Source organism: Mycobacterium sp. MFM001 (assembly GCF_003402475.1).
GTDB lineage: Bacteria > Actinomycetota > Actinomycetes > Mycobacteriales > Mycobacteriaceae > Mycobacterium.
Map to the genome: position 1 here is coordinate 158,472 of NZ_BFAB01000008.1, position 20,633 is coordinate 179,104.

Annotated in this window: 19 protein-coding genes and 3 pseudogenes; 7 read left to right on the plus strand and 15 right to left on the minus strand. The window is 62.9% G+C overall.

Going from position 1 to position 20,633, the window contains the following annotated elements; all coding sequences use genetic code 11:
* Window positions 1-31: 31 nt before the first annotated feature.
* From MFM001_RS15935 to MFM001_RS15975, 9 genes are all read right to left on the minus strand, one after another.
* Window positions 32-2,956 (minus strand): RND family transporter, encoded by a 2,925-nt coding sequence (locus MFM001_RS15935; RefSeq protein WP_192886961.1) that lies wholly within the window; start codon window positions 2,954-2,956, stop codon window positions 32-34.
* Between the two features lie 8 nt (window positions 2,957-2,964).
* Entirely contained in the window at window positions 2,965-3,387 is a 423-nt protein-coding gene (locus MFM001_RS15940) for an MmpS family transport accessory protein (RefSeq protein WP_116376249.1), read from the minus strand.
* A 400-nt stretch (window positions 3,388-3,787) separates the two neighbouring features.
* Window positions 3,788-4,972, minus strand: a complete 1,185-nt coding sequence (locus tag MFM001_RS15945) for a sulfotransferase (protein ID WP_116376250.1) — start codon at window positions 4,970-4,972, stop codon at window positions 3,788-3,790.
* A gap of 12 nt (window positions 4,973-4,984) precedes the next feature.
* The gene (locus tag MFM001_RS15950) at window positions 4,985-5,734 is read right to left on the minus strand and encodes an SDR family NAD(P)-dependent oxidoreductase (protein WP_116376251.1); all 750 of its coding nucleotides are present in this window, start codon (window positions 5,732-5,734) and stop codon (window positions 4,985-4,987) included.
* Complete coding sequence (locus MFM001_RS15955; protein ID WP_116376252.1) at window positions 5,731-6,975, minus strand: alkyl sulfatase dimerization domain-containing protein; 1,245 nt, start codon at window positions 6,973-6,975, stop codon at window positions 5,731-5,733. Before MFM001_RS15955 ends, MFM001_RS15950 begins: the two co-directional genes overlap by 4 nt.
* Window positions 6,976-7,066: 91 nt before the next feature.
* Window positions 7,067-8,077, minus strand: coding sequence for a zinc-binding dehydrogenase (locus MFM001_RS15960; protein ID WP_116376253.1), 1,011 nt, complete (start codon window positions 8,075-8,077; stop codon window positions 7,067-7,069).
* On the minus strand, window positions 8,074-8,559 hold the full coding sequence (locus MFM001_RS15965; protein ID WP_116376254.1) for a VOC family protein: 486 nt from the start codon (window positions 8,557-8,559) through the stop codon (window positions 8,074-8,076). Before MFM001_RS15965 ends, MFM001_RS15960 begins: the two co-directional genes overlap by 4 nt.
* Window positions 8,560-8,617: 58 nt before the next feature.
* A complete protein-coding gene (locus MFM001_RS15970) occupies window positions 8,618-9,430 on the minus strand; it encodes a sugar phosphate isomerase/epimerase (protein WP_116376255.1) in 813 nt (270 codons plus the stop codon).
* A 26-nt stretch (window positions 9,431-9,456) separates the two neighbouring features.
* Window positions 9,457-10,221 carry an SDR family NAD(P)-dependent oxidoreductase gene (locus tag MFM001_RS15975; RefSeq protein WP_116376302.1) on the minus strand — a complete coding sequence of 255 codons (765 nt, stop codon included), beginning with the start codon at window positions 10,219-10,221 and terminating at the stop codon, window positions 9,457-9,459.
* Between the two features lie 140 nt (window positions 10,222-10,361).
* Here MFM001_RS15975 and MFM001_RS15980 point away from each other — a divergent pair, with 140 nt between their 5' ends.
* A complete protein-coding gene (locus MFM001_RS15980) occupies window positions 10,362-11,132 on the plus strand; it encodes an SDR family NAD(P)-dependent oxidoreductase (RefSeq protein ID WP_116376256.1) in 771 nt (256 codons plus the stop codon).
* On the plus strand, window positions 11,129-11,773 hold the full coding sequence (locus tag MFM001_RS15985) for a TetR/AcrR family transcriptional regulator (RefSeq protein WP_238159226.1): 645 nt from the start codon (window positions 11,129-11,131) through the stop codon (window positions 11,771-11,773). Before MFM001_RS15980 ends, MFM001_RS15985 begins: the two co-directional genes overlap by 4 nt.
* 675 nt (window positions 11,774-12,448) lie before the next feature.
* Here the strand turns inward: MFM001_RS15985 and MFM001_RS15995 are convergent.
* A complete protein-coding gene (locus tag MFM001_RS15995) occupies window positions 12,449-12,829 on the minus strand; it encodes a type II toxin-antitoxin system PemK/MazF family toxin (protein WP_371685549.1) in 381 nt (126 codons plus the stop codon).
* On the minus strand, window positions 12,781-13,014 hold the full coding sequence (locus MFM001_RS16000) for a hypothetical protein (RefSeq protein ID WP_116376259.1): 234 nt from the start codon (window positions 13,012-13,014) through the stop codon (window positions 12,781-12,783). Before MFM001_RS16000 ends, MFM001_RS15995 begins: the two co-directional genes overlap by 49 nt.
* 323 nt (window positions 13,015-13,337) lie before the next feature.
* Between MFM001_RS16000 and MFM001_RS25225 the strand changes: the two are divergent.
* Together MFM001_RS25225 and MFM001_RS25230 are read left to right on the plus strand one after the other, a co-directional pair.
* Window positions 13,338-13,859: pseudogene (locus MFM001_RS25225) on the plus strand (peroxiredoxin); the annotation flags it as partial.
* Between the two features lie 123 nt (window positions 13,860-13,982).
* Window positions 13,983-14,315, plus strand: a pseudogene (locus MFM001_RS25230) (DUF742 domain-containing protein); the annotation flags it as partial.
* 38 nt (window positions 14,316-14,353) lie between these two features.
* On the opposite strand, the gene MFM001_RS16010 reads toward MFM001_RS25230, so the two are convergent.
* Window positions 14,354-14,782, minus strand: a complete 429-nt coding sequence (locus tag MFM001_RS16010) for a cellulose-binding domain-containing protein (protein WP_116376261.1) — start codon at window positions 14,780-14,782, stop codon at window positions 14,354-14,356.
* 238 nt (window positions 14,783-15,020) lie between these two features.
* On the opposite strand from MFM001_RS16010, the gene MFM001_RS24630 reads away from it, so the two are divergent.
* Both MFM001_RS24630 and MFM001_RS16020 read left to right on the plus strand, forming a co-directional pair.
* Entirely contained in the window at window positions 15,021-15,170 is a 150-nt protein-coding gene (locus MFM001_RS24630; RefSeq protein ID WP_192886962.1) for a hypothetical protein, read from the plus strand.
* Window positions 15,171-15,440: pseudogene (locus tag MFM001_RS16020) on the plus strand (antitoxin); the annotation flags it as partial.
* On the opposite strand, the gene MFM001_RS16025 reads toward MFM001_RS16020, so the two are convergent.
* Window positions 15,437-15,865, minus strand: a complete 429-nt coding sequence (locus MFM001_RS16025; protein WP_116376263.1) for a pyridoxamine 5'-phosphate oxidase family protein — start codon at window positions 15,863-15,865, stop codon at window positions 15,437-15,439. The pseudogene MFM001_RS16020 and the gene MFM001_RS16025 overlap by 4 nt on opposite strands.
* Before the next feature lie 82 nt (window positions 15,866-15,947).
* Between MFM001_RS16025 and MFM001_RS16030 the strand changes: the two genes are divergently transcribed.
* Window positions 15,948-17,480 (plus strand): LCP family protein, encoded by a 1,533-nt coding sequence (locus MFM001_RS16030; protein WP_116376264.1) that lies wholly within the window; start codon window positions 15,948-15,950, stop codon window positions 17,478-17,480.
* Between the two features lie 18 nt (window positions 17,481-17,498).
* Here the strand turns inward: MFM001_RS16030 and MFM001_RS16035 are convergent, their stop codons facing one another.
* On the minus strand, window positions 17,499-18,392 hold the full coding sequence (locus tag MFM001_RS16035) for a lytic transglycosylase domain-containing protein (RefSeq protein WP_116376265.1): 894 nt from the start codon (window positions 18,390-18,392) through the stop codon (window positions 17,499-17,501).
* A gap of 63 nt (window positions 18,393-18,455) precedes the next feature.
* Window positions 18,456-20,510 carry a glycoside hydrolase family 172 protein gene (locus tag MFM001_RS16040; protein ID WP_116376266.1) on the minus strand — a complete coding sequence of 685 codons (2,055 nt, stop codon included), beginning with the start codon at window positions 20,508-20,510 and terminating at the stop codon, window positions 18,456-18,458.
* Between the last annotated feature and the right edge of the window lie 123 nt (window positions 20,511-20,633).

The window sequence follows — 20,633 nt, forward strand, 5'->3', positions numbered from 1 at the left end:
CCCGCAACCAGCGGCGTGTGGTGTGCTGGATCTACGTCTGCGGATCCGGCGCGACTGCGTGCCGCGGTTGGTGCATCAGTGCACGAACCAGTGGGCGCGGCCCGACGGACCTAAGCATCTGGCTGGCCGGGCGGACCCGTACCCGCTTTGGCCACCAGAACCAGCGTCCCATCACGGTCATGATCGATGGCGTGATGAGCGATCGGACGACGAAGGTGTCGAACATGAGGCCGATGCCGATTGTCGTGCCGAATTGGCCGATCGCCCGCAGATCGCTGGTGATCATCATGGCCATGGTGACGGCGAATACCACACCGGCGGCAGTCACCACCGGGCCGGTAACACCCATGCCGCGGATGAGTCCCGTTTTCAGGCCCGCTCCGATCTCTTCCTCGATCCGGGACACCAGCATCAAGTTGTAATCCGACCCCACCGCCAAGAGCACGATTAGCGCGAATTCGGTTGCCACCCAATGTAACTGGAAATCGCCGAGATGCTGCCAGATCAGTGTCGAGAACCCGAAGGCGGCGCCCAGCGACATTACGATCGTGCCGACGATGACGCCCGCAGCGACCAAAGCGCGGGTGACGAGCACCATGATGATGAAGATGAGCACGATCGAGGCCACCGCGGCGATCATCAGGTCGTACTTGGCGCCGTTGGCGATGTCGTAAAACGTCGCAGCCGTACCGCCGAGATAGATGTCGGCGTTCTCCAGCGAGGTGAGTTTCAGCGCCTCCTTGGCAGCTTGGCGCTCCTGGTCGACGGACGCGATTCCCTTCGTTGTCGCCGGATCCACTGCGTGGGTGATGATGAAGCGGGCGGCCTTGCCGTCCGGCGACACCATCAAGCTCAACCCCAGCAGGAAATCCGGGTTTTGGAAGATCTCGGGCGGCAGATAGAACAGACTCTCCACCTGAGAGTCGTTGAAGGACTTGCCCATCACAGCGTTCGTGTCGGTCAGCCGATCGAACTGATCGATCAGGCTGTCGAACGTGCTGTAGATGGTCAGGGTCGTATCCCGGATCGCCGTCGACGTGCCGATAATCTGGGGGATGATCACCAGCAGTTCGTGCGTGGCTGCGGCCGTGTGGCCGAGGTCGTTGGTGAGGTTGTGGAACTGCTCGGCGAGCTGATCGAACCCGTCCAATGCGTCGAACAGCGATCGCAGCGACCAGCAGACCGGGATGTCGAAGCAGTGCTTCTCCCAATAGAAGTAACTGCGGATCGGTCTCCAGACGTCGTCGAAATCCGCAATATGGTCGCGGATTTCGTCCGTGATGGCCGCTGTGTTCGCCGCGGTTTTCGCGCTGTCATCCGCGGCGTTCGCGAGTTCCTGGGTCACGGTGTAGGTGCGCTGCAAGAGGGAGATCAGGGTGTCGAGGTCACCGACGATCTTCTTGATGTCGGCGATACGGTCCTTCAGATAGTTCAGGTTGCTGCGGATCGGCGCGCTTTGCACACTGAGCTGGAACGGAATGGACCCGTCTTGGATTGGCGGGCCGAGAGGTCTGGTGATGCTCTGCACCCGTTCGATGCCCGGCACCCGGAAGATGGCGCCGGCGATCTTGTCCAGGACCAGCATGTCTCTGGGATTGCGCAGATCGTGGTCCGATTCGATCATCAGCAGGTCCGGGTTCAAACGGGCCTGGGTGAAGTGTTGATCGGCCGCGGTGTACGCCTGCACCGAGGAAGCGCTCTGCGGCAAGTAGTACAGGTCGTTGTAGCGCGGGGTGAAGCCCATCAAGCCAATGGCGCCGACGAGCGCCAGGATGACGGACGTAGCGAGGATGGGCGCCGGCCACCGCACGATGGCCGTTGCCAGACGGCGCCACCGGGTGTAGTTGAACTCGCGTTTCGGGTCGAAAAGGCCGAAGCGGCTTGCGATCACGATCAACGCCGGCGTCAGGGTTACCCCGGCTGCCACCACCACCAGCAGACCGACTGCGCACGGAAACGCCAGCGAACTGAAGTATGGCAGCCGGGTGAATTTCAGACAGGCCAGCGCCCCCACAATGGTCAGGCCCGAGCCCAATACCACCTTGCTGACACCGGAGAAGGTGTCGTAATAGGCGGCTTCGCGGTCCAGCCCTCGTTCGCGGCCCTCCTGGTAGCGGCCGACCATGAAGATCGCGTAGTCGGTACCAGCCGCGATGGCCAGTGCCGTCAGCAAGTTCACGGCAAAGGTCGAAAGTCCCATGATGCCGGTGTCGCCCAGCAGTGCCACCACACCACGGCCAGTGGCCAATCCGACGAACAGGATGACCATCGTCAGCAGCACCGTGCCGATGGATCGGTAAACGAACATCAGCATGATCGCGATGACGATGATCGTGATGATCGTCATCCTGGCCAGGCTCTTGTTGCCGACAACGATCGTGTCGGCGGTCAGTGCTCCCTGACCGGCGACGTAAGCCTTCACCCCGGGCGGCGGCTTCGAGTCCGCCACAATCTGTCGAACCGAGGCAACCGATTTGTCGCCGACGGCTCCGCCTTGGTCACCGCGCAGGTTGACCTGGACGTAGGCGGACTTGTGGTCGTAGCTCTCGACACCCGAGGCGGTGAAACGCTGTCCCCAGAAATTCAGCGCATGCTCGACGTGTTCGGTGTCCTGCTGCAGCTTGTTGACCAGATCGTCGTAATACCGGTGGGCGTCTTGGCCGAGAGGTTTCTCACCGACCAGGGTCACCAGGACGAGGTTGTCGGAGTCGTACTCCTTGAATTTCTCGCCGATGTGCTTCATCCCGGTCACCGAAGGCGCGTCGGATGGCGAGAGCGGCACCGAGACGTCCTCGGCGACCTTCTCCAACTGTGGGACGAAGACGTTGACGCCGACCGCGATCAGCAGCCAGGACACGACGATCGGCAGCGCCAAGACGCGGATGATGCGGGCCACCCGCGGTTTGCGCTCAAGCTCGTAGTCCGGCGCGACGGGGATTTCGTCCGTGTCGCTCATATCGTCGGTCACGCGGATTTGTCCAAGCAGGAAACCTGAGCGTCCCGGGTGTTGACCTGCTGTTCGTCGACCAGTCTGCCGTCGACGGTGATTCGGCAGCCGATCGACGGGCTGTCACCTTGGGCGACGACATAGGCAAAGATTCCGGGCATCTGGGCGACGATCGTCTTCGACCACGGCAATGTGGTGAAGGTGGCCTTCTGCGGTAGCGCCTCGGCATCCATCCAGTTGACGACGCCGGTCGTCCCGGGGGGTCCCAGGATTTCGTAGATGGCGGTCTTGGCCGCGTACGGCGGGGTCGCATCGCGGGGATCGGGCTTGGGCAGGCCGGGTCCTGGGAAGACGCCATTGAGCCGGAATACTGCAACTCCGCCGATGATCAGTGCGACGACCACGACCAGCGGAACCCACGCCCGCTTGAGAATTGTCAAGACCGCGCCTCCTGCCTAGAAATGCTCGAACAGCCAGTATCAAAGGACCTCGTCACGTGCGCCACGGCTAGCCGAACACCATGGCTTCGTAGTTAATTCCTGCGGTGCGCCTTCGCTTCGGAGCCGCCCTGCAATCGGTCCGCATGGACACTGTCCGATCCGAGGAATGTTGACAGTGCGCTGAGCCCGTGACGGGGCGGCTCTCAGTTAGCCGCGGAACGTTCGCAGCCAAACCGTCCCGAAATACATCCGAGTGTCGGCGGAACTGCAGGAAACCTGAGAGTGCCGGATCAGCTCCAACGTGTCCGCGGCGCATCGGCCACAGGGGAGCCACCGTCGCGCACCAGCTCTATCGGTCGCATTTAGCCGGCACAGTCGGCCGTTCGAAGCGAAACACTCGTCACGCTTTGGCCTCCAGTTCGATGGGGAAGGTGTCGAGGTACTCCGCAAAGGTGGGTTGGAGCGCATCTACAGTCAGCGAGTACTCCTCGAGGCTGTAGGTGTTGGTCCCGTAGTGATCTTGGGGGTGAGCCGTGAGCCAGGCACGCATCCGGTTCTCGGTTTCCTCGGTGAGCGGATCGCCCGCCCAGGCGTAGATGCGGCGCATGACGTCGAGCGGGTCGCGCATCATCTCGGAGTAGTACATGTGGAAGAAGCGGTCGTCGCCGATGCGTTCACGCGCCCGCAGTGGCCTGTCGACGTGGTAGCTCATCTGCCACTGAGCCTTCCGTCCCATGTCTGGGAGATCGATCGAATCAGGTTGCAGTGTCAGCTTTTTGGGCAGCTTCCAGAGATTGGCCAACGACCCGGTTGCGCGGTAGGGGTCGCGGTGCGCCCAGATGAGTCGAGCGTCGGGGAACACCTTGAGTAGTGACTCGATGTGCACGGAGTGGGACGGCATCTTCAAGCTCCACGTTCCGGGGGCGGCGGACTGGAGCACCTGCAGATATCGCTTCTGATATTCGTAGGTGGTCGTCATGTCCGCCTTTTCGAACAACCACTCGGCGTACCGCGACGTCTTCATGAACGCATCCCACGACAAGCCCTTGAAATCCTGGTTGTGGATGAACATGCACTCGGTCGGACCGTCGGCGTCTTCCCAGTGTGGGACGGACATGTGAGCGCTGCGCAGCGCATTGAGCAGCTGGTTCTGCTCCTCGATCAGCGCCAGGCACCGCGGGTCGGTGCGCAGGGTGTCGCTGGTGGCCGGGGGGATCGGATGGACACACTCCCAGTGCAGTAGCGACCGCCGAGCCGGGTCCTGGTCGAGCAGGTAACTGATCACAGTCGTACCCGTGCGAGGCATGCCCAGTATGAAGATCGGGCGCTCGACGGATGCGTCGAGAACCTCGGGGTGTTTCTCGGCGTAATCATCTACTTGGAGGCGGCGTGCGAGCGCTTTGACGGAGTTGTCGATGATGTAGTCCCGACCGTGTGCGCTGAACGCAGTCGACGTGGCGAGTTCATCGAGCATGATGTCGAGTCCTGGGCGCCACGACTCGGACTGCGTTTGCGAAACGCCGGTCGCCTCTATGGCAAGACGCAGCACGTCGTCTGACGTTGTCACGTCATCGAATTGGCTCATTGAAGGGCGCTCCTAGACCGTCAGGTAGCCGCCGTCGACGGCGACAGTCGTTCCGGTGATGTAGGACGCAGCGTCGCTGCACAGGAAGAGAACAGTCGGCGAGATTTCCTCAGCGAGGCCCATCCGGTTCATCGGCGTGTGCCGCATCTCCACCTCGAGCGCTTCGGGGAAATCGAGAACCGGCGCGGTCATTCTCGTTTTGATGAGCCCCGGCGCTACCGCGTTGACGCGGATGCCGTCGTCGACCCAGCGTCGCGCGAGGTTCTTGGTGAAGGCCACCATGCCGGCCTTCGACGAGCTGTAGGCAGGCACCAGCACGGCAGAGACGAACGCAGACATTGAAACGATCGAGACGACGCTGCTGCCGCCCGCCAAGGTGCTGGCCCGGAGCCGTTCGTGACATGCCATGGTCAGCCGCATGTGCGCAAACATGTTGACCGCCACCGAACCCGCATATCCTTCGGGGTCCCATTCGTCCTTCTGGGCGGCGTATGGTGCGCCCCCGTTGTTGACCAAGATGTCGAGGTCGCCGAGCGATTCGGGAAGGGCGTCAATCGAATCGGTGTCGGACTGCTGGCATTGGACGAAGGTCAGGCCCGTGAGATCGACGTCCGGATAGTCCGACGCATTGGCTCGCGTTCCCGTGACGGTGACCTTCGCGCCCGCGGCGGCGAAGTCGGACGCGATGGCGTAGCCGATTCCGCTGGTGCCTCCGGTCACCAAGACGTTGGCTCCGGAGAAGTCGAACTTGATCGAGTTCATTCGGTTGCCCTTAATTCGTCAATCGTCTTGGTGATCCAGGCTCGTTCCCAGAAGTTCTCGGTGCTCGCCAGCAGGGCCTGGTGGGCGTCTACGGCGACGGCTCGTGCATCCGCGTGGCCTGGCTCGATTTCCAGCACGAGGTCGGTGAGCTGCAGCGCTCGCAACGGCCGACCGTCGTCGACGTGCTCACGGGCCGCCTCGACAAGTGGTTCCGCACCGGCAATGCGCACGACATCCTCGGCCACGGCTGCCGGCGCAATTGCGAACAGCTCGGTGGTGGAACGGTGTTGGAACCAACCGGCGTACATCTCCCAGATGGCGCGGACGTTCCACGGCGTTCTGCCGTAGCCTTCGCCGATGTCCAGATCGGCCGGCACAGCGACCGTTCGCATCGCCGTGTATACGTCTGCGCCGCCAGCCATGAGTTCGACGGTGCGGTCGTGAACCGACTGCATGGCGTCTCGCATGGCCGTGACTTCCTCGGCGATCCGGTCAGCCCCCTCGATGGGATCGAAATGGCCCGTGATCAATCGCTCCGGAGCGAATTCGAGCACGGTGTTGAGCGACTCGATGTAGAGGACAGGGTCGCGATAGCGGTCGCCACGGATCGTCATGAGGTTCGGTACATGTCCAAACAGTGGACCGAACAGGTTGCCGGTGAACAAGATTCGCGCGTCGGGCAACCAGACCACCAGCGCGTCGGTGGTCTCACCGCCCGGTGTCCAAGCCAATTCGATGCGGCGGCCACCGATCGTCATCTGATGACGCCGGTCGAAAGTGGTCGTCGGCTCGGGGAACGACATGTCGATCGTCGCCGGGTCAGTTGTATCGAAGTATTCGAGCGTTGCGGACAGGAACTGCGGGAAGGCGAAGGAGGCCTTGGCACCGCGGTAGCCCATGAGTCGTGTGTTGTCGTCGCGCCAGTACCGGTAATTGGAGTGCATCACTAGATCGGTGCCAGGCTCGAGAAGCGCCTTGACTCCGCCCCAATGGTCCGCGTGACCCTGCGTGATCACGATCGCTCGTGTCGGGCCCGACACTTCGGCGAATGCCTTGCGGTGGCGTTCACCCTCGAAGAAGGCACCGCCGTTGATGATCACGCGACCGTCATCGGTGCCCAGCGCATAGGAGTTCGAGATGCCTGGCGACATCCACACGTCGTCGCCCAGAGCGGTGGCGGGATCGCCAGTGGCGATAGCGAGGGCGTCGACGCCCGGTCTTTCACGATGTATGCCTGCCATATCGTCTCCTCGACGCCTCGAAAATCTTGCAGTCAAACGGCTTTCGCCGTATCCAACGGCTGAGCGACTCCCGAAGATGTCGCGTGCAACATCAGGAAAACGTCACAACGACCTTGTCCGCAGCGCCGGCGGTGGCCGCCAGGCGCAGTGCCTCCTCGACGTCATCGAACGGAATCTTGTGGCTGATGATGACGGCGTACTTCTGCCAGTTAGCCACCAGATCCTTTGTCACTTCGAAGATCTCGTCGGGGTATCCACAGGATCCGACGATCTCGATTTCGTTGCCCATCACGTTGAGCAGCTCCACCGACACGGGTTCCTTATGGACACCCACGATCGTCAATCGCGCACCCCTCTTTGCCGCCGACAACACGGTGTCGACGACGGCTTTCGCGCCCGCAGCGTCGAGGTAGACATCGGTCCCGACCCGACCGCCGAACATCGACTCGCCCTCGCCGTGCAGTTCCAAGAGCCGAGTGACGACATCCTCCTTGGAGGGGTCAATCACGGCGTCGGCGCCAACTTGCAGCGCCTTTTCGAGACGGCGCGAGATTGGGTCGACCACGACCACGTGGCCCACGCCGAGTGATTTGAACGCCAGTACTGCACCGAGGCCCACCGGTCCGGCTCCGAAGACGACGACCTTGTCTCCGGTTCGAGGGTTGCAGCGATTGGCGCCGTGTAGGGCGACGGCCATGGGCTCGTTGAGCGCTGCGACCTCCCACGGCACGTGCTCGGGTATCACCTCGAGACTGCGTCCTCGCACAGCGTTCTCGACGAGTAGGTATGGCGCCAACGCCCCTGTGGTGCCGCCGTTTCCGATAATGCCGCTCGGTGCGCTCATCGGGTTGACCACCACATGATCCCCGACCTGGATGCCTACGACTTCCGCGCCCACCTCGACGACCTCACCCGCGGGTTCGTGGCCCAGAGGCATGCGACCCTCCATGGGTGGGACCCCGCCCATGGATATGTAGATCCCATCAGACCCGCATACGCCGCAAGCACGCATTCGCAACAGGACGTCGTTCGGCCCGGTTCGCGGCTTTGGAACCTCGACCAACTCCGTCTCTCCGGCGGCGATTACTGTCGCCTGCTTCATGACAGCGGCCGATCGTCGTTTGCGCGTGCGGAGTCGGGTTCCCCCATGGCAAAGAAGCTCTCGAGCACGGGCTGCATTACCCGGTTAACGAGTTCAATTCGCGGACCGGTCGGTCCTTTGCAGTAGGCCCAGAGTGTCTCGCCTTCGGGGGTTAGACCCCGGCCCTCGACAACAAAGTGACTTTCTTGCAGCGCCGTGATGTCGCCGTCGATGTCGTCGGACCAGTATCCGAGGTGGTGTAGGCCCGAATTCGAGGGGGCCCACAGGGTGTTGGGAACGGCCTGGACGAGTTCCAGGCGTGGTTCGGTCAGTGAGAACGCCAGTCGCAGGGGAACGACGTGAATTTCGCCGTTGATCTCGACCGTCTGGTCCACCTCGAAATCCTGAGTCCACCGATGACCCGCGACGTTAGAGAGGAACGCCATCTCGGCGTCGAAGTCGTCCACGACGAGTCCGCAATGATACAGATCCTCTGCCTTCATTTTCCTTGCCCTTCTTCCATTCTCGTTGCCTTTCTTCGTGCGCAGGGTGGGACGGCCGTCAGATGGACGCGAGTAGTTGGCGCGCTGCTTCGATGCCGGGACGCAGTCGTTCGACTGCCCCGATACCCGCGAGGGCCGCCTCGCGCTGCGGCATTTCGAGGCCGACGACGACGTCTCTGGGGAGCTCGGCCAAGTACTCCTTGAGGGGCACCTCGCCTGTACCCGGGACCAGGCGCTCGTTCATGGCCTCGAAGTTGTAGTCGTCGAATTGGCTGACCATGGTGGTGTCGGACAGCTGGATGTATCCGATGCAGTCCGCTGGAACTTCTGCGAGGTCGGCGGGTCGCGTGCCCAACCGGGCGATGTGCATGGTGTCGATCAGCAGGCGGAATTCGGGGCGGTCGACGTACTTAACCACCGTCATGCCCGTGGCGAGGTCTCCGACGGTGAAGCCCGGCACGACTTCCGTGACTGTACTCAGTCCACGCTGGGAAGCCATTTCGGTGATCGCGGCGAACTCGTCACAGCTTCGCCGTAGATCGGGCTCGAAGCTCACGACATTGATCTGCTCGGCGCCCAGTTCGGCCATCACGTCGAGATCGGCTGCCACACTGGCGGAGTCACGTTCGGGGAGGATCAGCAGTCCCTCGCCCAGCGAGATCTTCACACCGGTATCGGCCAGGGCGGCGACCACCTCGCGCCGCAGACGTTTGTCGTCCTTGAGGGAATACGTCGGGTAACCCAATTCTGGCAGCGGCACGCCGTATAGCGCCGTGGAGATGTAGCGGCAACCCAATTCTGCAGTGAGAGAAATGAATTCGAGTGGCGGCATGCCGAAGATGCTCAAGAATTCGATACCTAGCCGGTCCATTGCGTACTCCCGATCGGTGTGATGTCTCAAGCGCCCAGCATGACGAGGCCGCCATCGACCGCAAGCAGTTGGCCGGTGATGAACCCAGACCCCTCGCCAGCGAGGAAAACCACGAGCGGACCAAGGTCCTTGGCCGGGTCGCCGAGGGTTCCCCCCAGCGGGATGGCCAACTTCATCTTCTCGTCCATGAACGCCGCACCTTCGGGGCCGAGGAAATTTCGCAGGCGATCCGCCCCGGGTGTCTGCATTGCCGGCGCGATCGCGTTCACGGTGATGCCTGCACTGGCCCACGCTTTGGCGGCGGAACGCGTCCAGGCGTGCACCGCTCCCTTCGTGGCCGCGTAGACCGCCGAGATGGGACTGCCCATGACCGCTTCTGCGGAGCCGAAGTTGATGATCCGGCCTCCCGAGCCCTGCATGATTCGGTGAGCGGCTTGATTGACGTGAATGGTCCCGCGCACGTTGATTGACACGAGCCGATCGATGTCGGCGTCGGTGATCGCTCCCGCGATGCCCGGTAGCCAGAGGCCAGCAGCATGGATGACGGCGTCTAAGCCCCCCATGGCCGCCGCGGCTGCGTCGACCGTCTCGTTGACGCTGGTGACGCTGGTGACGTCGCAGTGAAGCCAGGTGGCTTGGGAGCGCTCCGGCGACGGCGCCTCATGGAAGGTGGCGACAACGTCGGCGCCGGAATCCACGAAGACGTCGACGATCGCTGCGCCGATGCCGGTGGCCGCGCCGGTAACCAGAACTCGTCTGCGGCCGGTTGCGTTCGACTCCGTTTCAGGCATGTCAGGCAGTCCCATGTAATCCGGAGTCGACGGCGGCGAAGCACCCCTCCATGTCGACTCCTCTATATTTCTAGAGCTTTCCCTCTATGACTATAGAGGTATCGTTGTGCGAGGGAAAGCCTTGATTTCGAAGGAGCGTCATGAGCCTGCAAGGTCTGGCCGGCAAGGTCGTTCTCGTCGCCGGCGGCGCCACGGGCATCGGTGCCACGACCGCCGCGCGACTCGCAGCGGAGGGGTGCCATGTCGTGGTGGGCGACATCGCCGCCGAGGCGGCTCAGGAGACGGCGCGCACGATCGTCGAAGAGGGCGGCACAGCCACGGCCGTCACCTTCGATCTGGCTGATCCCGCGTCGGTCGCCCATCTCGTCGCCGAGACGGTGAAGACTTACGGCCGACTGGACGCGCTATTCACAGTTGGCGCCGACATGAGTTCCCTACAAGGCGATTCCGACGTCGTGGACATCGATTTCGACTTATGGGACCACGTCATGGCTGTGACGCTGCGCGGTTACGTCGCCGCGATGAAGTACTCCATCCCACACATCCTCGAACGCGGTGGCGGCGCAATCGTGAATATGTCGTCGGCCGCGGCCTTTCAAGGTGAGCCCGCCCGGCCGGCGTATGCCGCATCGAAGGCGGGCGTTGGCGCGCTTACGCGGCACGTGGCGACGCGCTGGGGTAAAGAGGGGATCCGCTGCAACGCCGTGGCCCCGGGCTTCACCGCCACGGAGGCGATACGTTCGGTGCCGCAGTGGCCGGACCTCGAAAAGTCGGCGCTCAAGCGAATCCGGGGTCCGCGGGTCGGCCGACCCACCGACATCGCAGGCGTCGTCGCCTTCCTGCTGTCTGACGAGGGCGCCTGGATCAACGGCCAGGTCATCAACGTGGACGGGGGGACGGTCCTGCGTTGACCGATACACTCGTGCGCATTGCCACACCACGAAAACGCGACGGCGACGAACGCAGACGCGAACTGTGCGATGCCGGGATCCGCGTACTTGCTGAGCAGGGTTCGCGCGGGCTCACCCACCAACAGGTGGATCGCGCCGCTAACGTCCCGGACGGCACGACGTCCTACTACTACCGGACCCGGGCTGCACTATTGCGCGGCGTCGGCGAACGAGTCGCGGCCATAGACCGCGAGAATCTGCGCTCGTTCACTGATGCCGCGACCAAGACTGACTCTCCCTTCGGTCGATTGGCGGAGCTGATCGTCATGCAGTCCAGAGGCGACGGGCTGCTGCTCAACATTGCGCGTCAAGAACTGCTGCTGGCTGGGGCGAGGGATCCCGCCCTAGCCGAAACCTTCGAATTGTTCGTGTCCCGGGTTGTCGCGATGACGCACGACGCCATCGCAGCACTCAACTTCGGGCCGGTCGATGAGGACGTACGCAACGCACAAGGAGACGCGGTCATCACATTGATCGCGGGATTGTTCACACGGTATGCCTCCGGCGATCGGTCCATGAGCGATGCGAAGCATATCGAGAGGCTTCTCGAAGCAGTCGTCACTGGCATTGCCACCCAAGCACTCGAACACGCGAGAGACTGAAGCGCCGCGCGCCCTTCCACAACCGCAGCACGATGTCGAGGAATTCCACCGTTCGCTTGCCGCGCTTGGTGAAATCGACACCGTAGCCTTCGCTGTTTGGGAGCGCGGCTCGAACGCCGATTCCCCTGCCCCGCAGCAGTATTCGTCACTGTGACGAATCAGTAGAGGCGTCCGCCCTGCCACAAGGGGAGCGGCCGGAGACTTGTGATCTTCGGATTGAGCGGTAGGGACGTCGGCATGACGGGGCGATCGAATGTCGCCCCTTAAAGGCCGGCAGTCGAACAAGGTTGAGCGTGGGGTCGATCGAGGCATCGAGGCGTTTCAAGTGCCACCGGCAAGAGCGTCGAATATTGCTGTGTGCCAAAGTGATTGCGCCATCAGACCGGACCCTCCCAAAACGTCACTGTGACGAATATCGGATACTCGAGTGGCTGTCGAAGCGGGGTCGTATTGGCCCCTTCGCGGGGTGGGATGTCGCGGTCGGCGACCACGCGACGGCGGGCGCGCAACGAGACGACGCTTGGCGCTTGCGGCCTCAGTGGCGCCTGCGTCGGGCGCTTTCGGCCGTGCCTCCCGTGTGTAGGCCGCTAGACATTTGCCGATAAGCGACATTATGTCGGGTAAAGTACGCCGTGTTCATCAGATGAATCACGGGTCTGACGCGTCTACGACCCGTCACAGATCGAGCACAAATCGCAGCGCTTGGTCAATCAACTGCATCTGGTCTGCAGTAAGCATTCCCTGGCGAGATGAAAGGCGATCCACGGAGACCACGCGCAGTTGGTCGCAGCGAGCGTAGGAGGTGCGGTCCAGTCCGGTGCTCTCTGACTCGAGTTCGACATGGCTTCGCAAACCGTAACTAGCGGTCGTGATCGGAACGACGACCACCAGGCCACCCGGTCCGTTATTGAGAATGTCGACGGACACCACTACCCCAGGGCGTCGAAAGGCGGGCTCGTGGCCAATTGGCTGGCCGAGGTCGACGTAGTAGACCTCCCCTCGCCAAATCAAGCCAGGGCGTCCCACTCGTGTCGCTCGGCCAGATACTGCTCCCACAGTTTGGGGTCGTTACGCAGGCGCTGGTAATCCTCGTTGAGTCCCCGCAGGAATTCCTGCCGTTCCAAGGCGTCGATGGCTGCGTGAACGACGTCGACTACGGCGGTTTGGCGAGCCTTGGCCAAAGATTGGAGTCGCTCAGAATCTCGACGACGGATGCGGACCGTCGTGGTTTCTGCTGCCACGGGTCCAGTGTAGACGAAATGTAGACATTGGGCCGACTGTGCGGATTGCCCCTCGCGTTCGGGCAAACGAACGCCACCGCTGCCCTGTCGCGCTGGACAGGATGACGCTGAGCTTCTAGATCGGTGTTACAGGCGGCCCAATTGCTCGGGCAACAATACGGCGGGACCCAGTTGGGCGCGGGTTACTGGTAACCGCCTGCACATTTCCTAACCCCTGGATCGGCGTGGCCGAGCTAATCACGGAGCGACCGCGCAGCGGCTCGGCGACGGTCGATTATCTGAGTCTGGTGTTACCCGGAGCTTCCCAGCGTTAGTCTTTGGCGATGATCGCCGGGGAGAAGGCGCCCGACTTCACTCTTTATGATCACACCGGTCGGCCTCGGAGACTGTCCACGCTCCTTTGCAAAGGGCCGGTTGTGCTGTTCTTCTTCCCATTAGCGTCCTCCCCGATCTGTACCGTCCAGGGCTGTCATTTTCGGAACCTGAGCAAAGAATTCGCCGCGATGGGCGCCCAGCGGGTGGGCATCAGCACCGACACCGTCGACAAGCAGGCCCATTTCGCCCAACAGCGCTCGTTCGACTATCCGCTGCTCTCCGACGTGGACGGCGTGGTCTCCGAGCTGTTCGGGGTCCGCCGAGGCAGGCTCGCCAAGCTGCGGAGATCTGTGGTGGCACGTCAGGCGGTCCGGCGTCGCCGGCACACTCGGCGCCGTGGCCTGCTGGCCCGGCTGCTACCGGTCCGAAGGGTCACATTCGTCATCGACACCGACCGCACCATACTCAAGGTCATCTCCAACGAGGTGCGCGCATCGGTGCACGCCGACCAGGCCTTGCGGTTCTTGCAGAACCACAACGTGCCAACTATCGGAGAAAAGCACACCGCCGCGAATCAGCCGCCGCAACAAGGCAAGAGCGAACCGACCGGCGATTGGTTCAGAGAGCCGGAAACCGCGGACGAGCCGAGCCTGGCCCGGCCATACACGCTGGCGGCAGCCCGTACCAACTCCGATGGCAACCTGGCACTCGAGGCTCCAGTCGAAGCGCTCGGTACTACAGCGAAGCCGCCGCGATGGCGGAAAAACGATGTGCGGGGCCAGATCCTGACGTATTGCGCACAGAGCCCCTCGGTCGCAGAGATCGCCGCTGGTCTGTCGTTGCCGCTCGGCGCGACGCGCTTCCTGGTCGACGACTTGGCGGCACAGGGTTATTTGCGGGTGCGCGCCCCCGCCAGTGACTCGATGACACTCGACGAACGACGCGAACTGATAAGAAAGACCCTGCGCGGCCTACGAGCACTCTGAGGGCTCGGGGCGCCGCCTCGACATGGCATCAGCCGCCGCTAGGTGCAAGGATATTGCCCGTTGAGCCGGCAATTCGACGGCGGCGAGTAGGAACCGCTCAGCACTCCCCTGAAACCACCTGTGGCTGAACCACCGGGTGCAATGACTCGATTCCAATTCGCGGGGGTGACGACAAAGTGGGTGCCAGATTGGGTAACGGTGCTATTCCACGCATGCGAGACGGATTGCCCTACCGGCATGTCGAATTCAAGCTTCCAATCGCTTAGCGGCGTCATGCTCGCATTGGCGATGGTGAAGCGGGCGATGAAACCGGTCTGCCAGGTATGTTCCACCGACAACCTGGCCGTTACCGCAGCCGCATGAGCAATGGGCGTGACAGCGAGTCCAAACATGGCAACTATCGATGCCGACACCGTTATGTGAAGCGCTGTGCGCCAGCGCATCACATAGTTCTTTAATGCGGCCATAGCAGCCAACACTAAAACCGAACAGTCGATATCGGCCTTCGCATCGCGGTACGCTGCGGTACCTTTGCTCAACCGAGACCGACACGAAATCTTGGCCTCGATTCATGCTGAAGCATGTATCGGGCCCATCGAACATCAACGTCACGCCGCGGGTACACGACTGACGACATCGGCGAACTGCCGACGTCGTTGGATCGCTCACCACTTCGAAATCAAGCACGGACTGTATCTGGCAGTGATGAATGAAATCGCGAGCGAGATTGCCGCGGTTCAACTCTCCCCGGAAATCGCACCACTAATCATCAACGGGCTCAACGCTTTCCAGGTCAGCCCAAACACCACCGTTTCCTGGTCGCAGCGTGCCAGCATCCACTGGCCGGGTACGTGACATAGTTGTGGCATGACTCGCGTACGGTTGAGCACCATTGTCGATGCAAAGTTGTTGGACAGTGCGCGCAGCCTGCGCGCGGGCATCACCGACGCCGCCCTCATCGACGAGGCTCTCGATGCTTTGATAGCTCGTCACCGATCGCTTGAAGTAGATGCGAGCTATTCCGCTTATGCCAAGCATCCAGCCGATGAACCCGACGAGTGGGGCGACCTTGCATCGTGGCGGCGAGCCGTTGGTTCTGCTCGCCGCCAAGGCGTCATCGACTAAAGGTCGCCGGTGAAATCAGCACTGAGCCAGCGGTCGGGGCGAATCGTGAACAACACGTTGTCCGAAGTCTCGAAGTTACGAACGAATGCCCGTCCACCTTCCTCGCCGAGGTAGCGGATGGCGATGGCCTCCCGCACGTCCTTCGGGCTCGGCGAGGTGGTCTCGACGACGGTGCCTTCGACGACCACGTACTGGTATGGCGGCTCCTCGCGCTGCACGACCAGCGTGACCACACCCGCATGCTCGATGAGCCGAGCCTTGCGAGACCCCGGCGAGGTGCCGATACGGATGTTCCCGCCGGGGACGTAGTCATACCAGATCGGCACACTGGCCGGGGGTCGCCCGTCGTCGGCTGCCACGGACAAAACAGCGACGTGCTTGGCCGCGAGGAATTCCTGACGTTCGGTTTCGCTGAAGGGTTTCACGCCGACTCAGAACGCAAACTCTGCAGTTCTATTCCCCCGCAGTGGATGGAAGCACGGTGACCTGGCTATTCTCGCTTTTGTCATGACGCATCGAGCGGATGCTCTCGGCGGGCACCGTCGGGCCGTGGCCGTCGCCAAGGCGCTCGCCTTGCTGGGATCGGCCGCGATAGTCGTTGTCACCGGCATGGGGTGGGTCGGCTACCACGCTGCATCGACTGGTATCACCACATCCGAGGCATTGGCGGATGAACCGCCGCCGGCCGGCAGTGACCAAAACATTTTGATCATGGGCCTGGATGGGCGTCGCGACCAGCGGGGCCGTCCGCTGCCGCCGGATATCTACGACGCGCTGCATGCAGGCGGCGAAGATTCCGGTGAGGGTGACGCCGACGCACTCATCGTGCTGCACTTGCCCGCCGGGAACGCTCCGGCCACTGCAATCTCCATCCCCCGCGACGACTATGTCGACCTGGCCGGGTGTCCGACCTCGAGCTGCCGGGGCAAGATCAAAGAGGCCTACCGGTTCGCCTACCAAAAGGTCATTGACGACGGCTCCGACGGCGCCGAATCCCCCGCCGCGAAAGAACAGAAGGCCCGCGAGGCGGGTCGTAAAGCCGAAATCAGCACAGTCAGAAAGCTTTTGGAGATCCCGATCGACCATTTCATCGAGGTCACCTTGGTCGGGTTCTTTCAAGTCGCGCGCGTCGTCCAACCGATCACGGTGTGCCTGAACGAGGACACTTCGGACCGCTACTACTCCGGCGCGGATTTTCATCGCGGCACCCAGCAGATCAACGCTGACCAAGCGATGGCGTTTGTGCGGCAACGCCGCGACACCGACAACGAGTTGTTCACCGACCTCGACCGAACTCGCCGCCAGCAGGCGTTCATCGTCTCGCTGGTAAACGCCCTGCGCCGCAATGGAACATTGTCGAACCCCGCGCGACTGCGCAGCCTGTTGGACGTCGCCAAGCAAAACGTCGCCGTTGACGCGGGTCTCGACTTCGAAGGTTTTCTGCGTGACGCATCGGCGTTCCCCGACCGACCGGTCACGCTGTACACGTTGCCGGTTACCGATTTCGGTGCAATCTCGAACGGCGAAGACGTCAATTTCATCGATGTGTCGACGATCCGCTCCATCGTGCGCAAATTGGTCGCACCAAGCTCACCCACTGCCGCCCCGCAGACAGCCAACGCCGCACAGCCCAACGCAGGTACCATCGCGCTCGACGTCGTCAATGCCTCGGGTGTGGAGGGCGAAGCTGCTCACCTCGAAAAGTCATTGGCGACAAAGCCGTTCATAGCGGGGATGGTCAGCACCGCCGACTCCATCAGTCAGTCGAGCACAATCATCTACGGACCCGGCGCAAAAGCAGCGGCCGGAAAGCTCGCCGGTGAATTAGGCCTCAGCGCCAGCGCATCCGACAACGTTGCCCCCAACACGGTGCGGTTGACCGTCGGGACCGACATTGCCAACCTGGAATACCCCAACCACACAACAGAGTCGCCGACCACGACCGTCACCACGGTGTCGGCCACCGCCACCGGCACGCAGCAACCATCACCGACCGACCTCACGCGCATGGCCGCCGACAACATCCCCTGCGTGAGATAGCCAGCTACCCAAGCTATTTCACTGCGGATGGGTTGCCAAGTAGTCGGCGACCGGGATCGGCGAGGTTGCGGCGTAACCGACTGGCAGCAGGACGTCGCCAGCCGTCGTGTGGTAGTAGATCTCCCACCGGTAGTAGGCGGCGAAGCTCGCGGGCCCGGTTGCGAGCACTGCGGCGTAGTCGTCGATCGCCCGGACGTACTGGTCCGAGTGGTTGTACCGGAAGAGGGCGTGGTCTGGGTCATCAGCGAAACCGTTGGCGGCGAGGTAGCGCCCGGCGGCCATGATGCTGTCGTGCGGCGAATGGATGTCGCCGCCGTCGCCGTATGCGGCGAACGTCGACGGCAGAAACTGCATGGGCCCTTGTGCGCCGGCGTCGCTGGTGCCGGCGATGCGGCCGAAACCGGTTTCGACCAGGTTGACGGCCGCAAGGTAGTTCCAGCCGACGCCGGTCGCTGCTTCCGCTTCGCGGTAGGAACCGAGCAGCTCGTCCGCCGGCGGTGGAGCATCGACGCGCCAGGCGGGCAGGGTGTCCTTCAGTTCGCTCGCGACCATCGCGCTGAGTTGACGTCGAGCATCGATGTTGCGGTCGTAGACATCCAGCAGCGACGGCGGGATGCGCGGGCGTACGATTGCGTCCCACTCAGGATGCCAACCGAGGGCGCGATAAGCCTTTTGCTGCCCAAGCGCGGCCGCCAGCAGCACGCTCTCCGAGGACGCCGGGTCGTGCAGCGCTTGCTCGTCGGCGACCAGGTCGTCGGCAATTTGCACGGGGTCCGATGCCGGCTGCCGTTGGGGCGACGGGACCGTCGCCGCAGCCTGCTGTGTCGTGGTGGACGGCGATGCGATCGCCGACCTGGTCGGCCCCGAGCACCCGACGGCCGCAAACGTCACCGCGATGGCAACCAGCGCCATCCCGCAGCGCGATCCCCTAGCTCGGCACACCACTGCCGCTATTGTCGGCGACCGGGATGCTTATCACCAGTGCGACTCGTTAATTGGAGCGCCCGTCAGCATGTCCACGTGGTAGCTGCTGGCAGTCCACGGCGGTGAGCCGGCAGTCGGTGTGAGTGTGACCGTTACACGCCGCTTGCCCGCGGTGAGAAAGCCAGGTACCAGATACGTGTCCTCGAGCCAGCGGTGTGTGTCGTTGCTGCGCGGCTGTAACCAGGTACCGGCGGGAACGCCGTCGATGGCAACGTCGGCCGACTGGAACCCCACGGCTTGGTCCGACGTGCGGTGCAGCAGGATGCCGTGGTTGTCCGCGGCGACTGCGACGTCGAAGGTGCTCGCAGCTTCGGTTGCGTGAACTATCCCGACGACGGGGCGGTCGTCCTCGCTCCCCTCATATTGACTGGCGAGTAGATGGTCGGTGGCGTCACCATCGTTGTACCCGTGCAGGATTCGGCTGACGGGATCGGTGGGGTTGACATCGTCGCTCGGCGTGGCGGTGTCGTTTGGTTGTTCGTAGAGGAAAGCCGTTGAGCTGTAGTCGGGTTGAACCATATTGCGTTTGCCGTGCTCGATGCCGAATCGGATCGCCGAGTGGTAGTTGATCGCCTCGGCGAGCATGAGCCGATAGGCAGCCACGCAGTAGTCTGCGCATCCGCCCGCGGCCGTGCGTTGATCCGGCTGCCCGGTGAGCGGATCGCTGAAGTGCTTGCCGTTCTTGAAATACCAGCCGCCCTCGTAGAAGTCCTCGGTGCCGGTGCCGTACCACTGAGGCGATGCGGCGCCGTCTGTGTATACGCGTTCTGCGCCTTCCAGAAAGTACGGGGCGTCATCGCTGAACGACGTCTTGATCCGAGAACCGCGGATCGTGTGGCTGACGCCAACGAATTTCCCGTGGCCATGTTCATCGGCGAACAACCAGTCCTGACCCAACGTCGTTGGTCCGGCGTGCGAGCGCGCGGTGAAGTAGCCGGCGCGACCAGTCGCTAATGCGGGCGCCCACTGGGGGTCGGGCGTGATCGCGACATCGCTGTCGATACTCGGTACGGGGTCGCCCGTCGTATTGACGAGGGTGACACGCGCCGAGCGGGCGAAGGGCATCGGCCACCACTCCGACAACGACAGCGGACCGTCGGGCTGCGGGATCGCGGCGAACATCAGCGATCGCACGTCGTTGGCGCCCAGTCCGGCGCCGAAGAATTCGCCAAGCGGCGAGTCGACCCTGGTTTCGCCGTCGAACTCGATCTGCAGCCGCAACCCGGCAAGGAGCTGATCCGTCGCGTCCGGTAACCACAGGTGCAACGCCGAAATACTGCCCGGCCCAGCTGATTCCGCAATCATCAGGCCATGCCCCGCGGGAAGTTCGACGACGTGATTGGACTGCGCTGCCGAGGGTGCAGCCGGTTTGGGATCGGCGGTACCCGCGGCGCGCAGTGTGGCGAGTACGTCGAGTGCGGTGTCGGCGCGCGAGAAAGTGGTCACGCCGTCGGCTGTCGAGAAGTGGCGGTAATCGACGTGGTAGTACTGCAAATTAGATGCGACGCTGATCCGCATCGACTCCCGATATGGCATCGGTACCTTGACGTAAACTCCCCCGGGCGACTGCGCGGCGTTGGCCACCAGCGGCCACACGAACGGCGCACCGAGCGCTCCATCGACCACCGATTGCAAAGGCGCGTCGACGGCGGTCTTCCCATCGAGCTCGATGCGGATCGTTTCCATCGCAGTCACGTCGCCGCCGTCGCGGGTGAACCAGATTGAATCAACCTCTCCCGCACCGCGATCCTCAGCGATGACGCAGCCGACACCAGCTGACGCCAGGCATCCCCCGCTGCCGTTCTTGTTACCGGTGGAGATGTCGAAATCGCCGCCGCTGCGATCGAAACTCGACACCTGCAGGCTTTGTGTGTCGGAGCTCAGGTACGGCAACCGATCCAATCGCCGATAGGTATCCCAGCCCACCAACCGGGCGCCGGGACTTGCGACGACCGGTTCGGCCGACGCGCTGCGTACGGCGCCGACCCCGGCCACCCCCGACAGCAGCACGAACACCGCAGACAACGCCCGAGCGGCCAACCGCATAGCGACAAACGTTACTTTTCGGCACGGTAGGCGGATACTGCATGCGGACCCAGGCAGATCCCCACTGTTGGCCGATCGAGAGGCAATCGGTGACTTATCCACACCGGCGGTGTGCTGTGACCG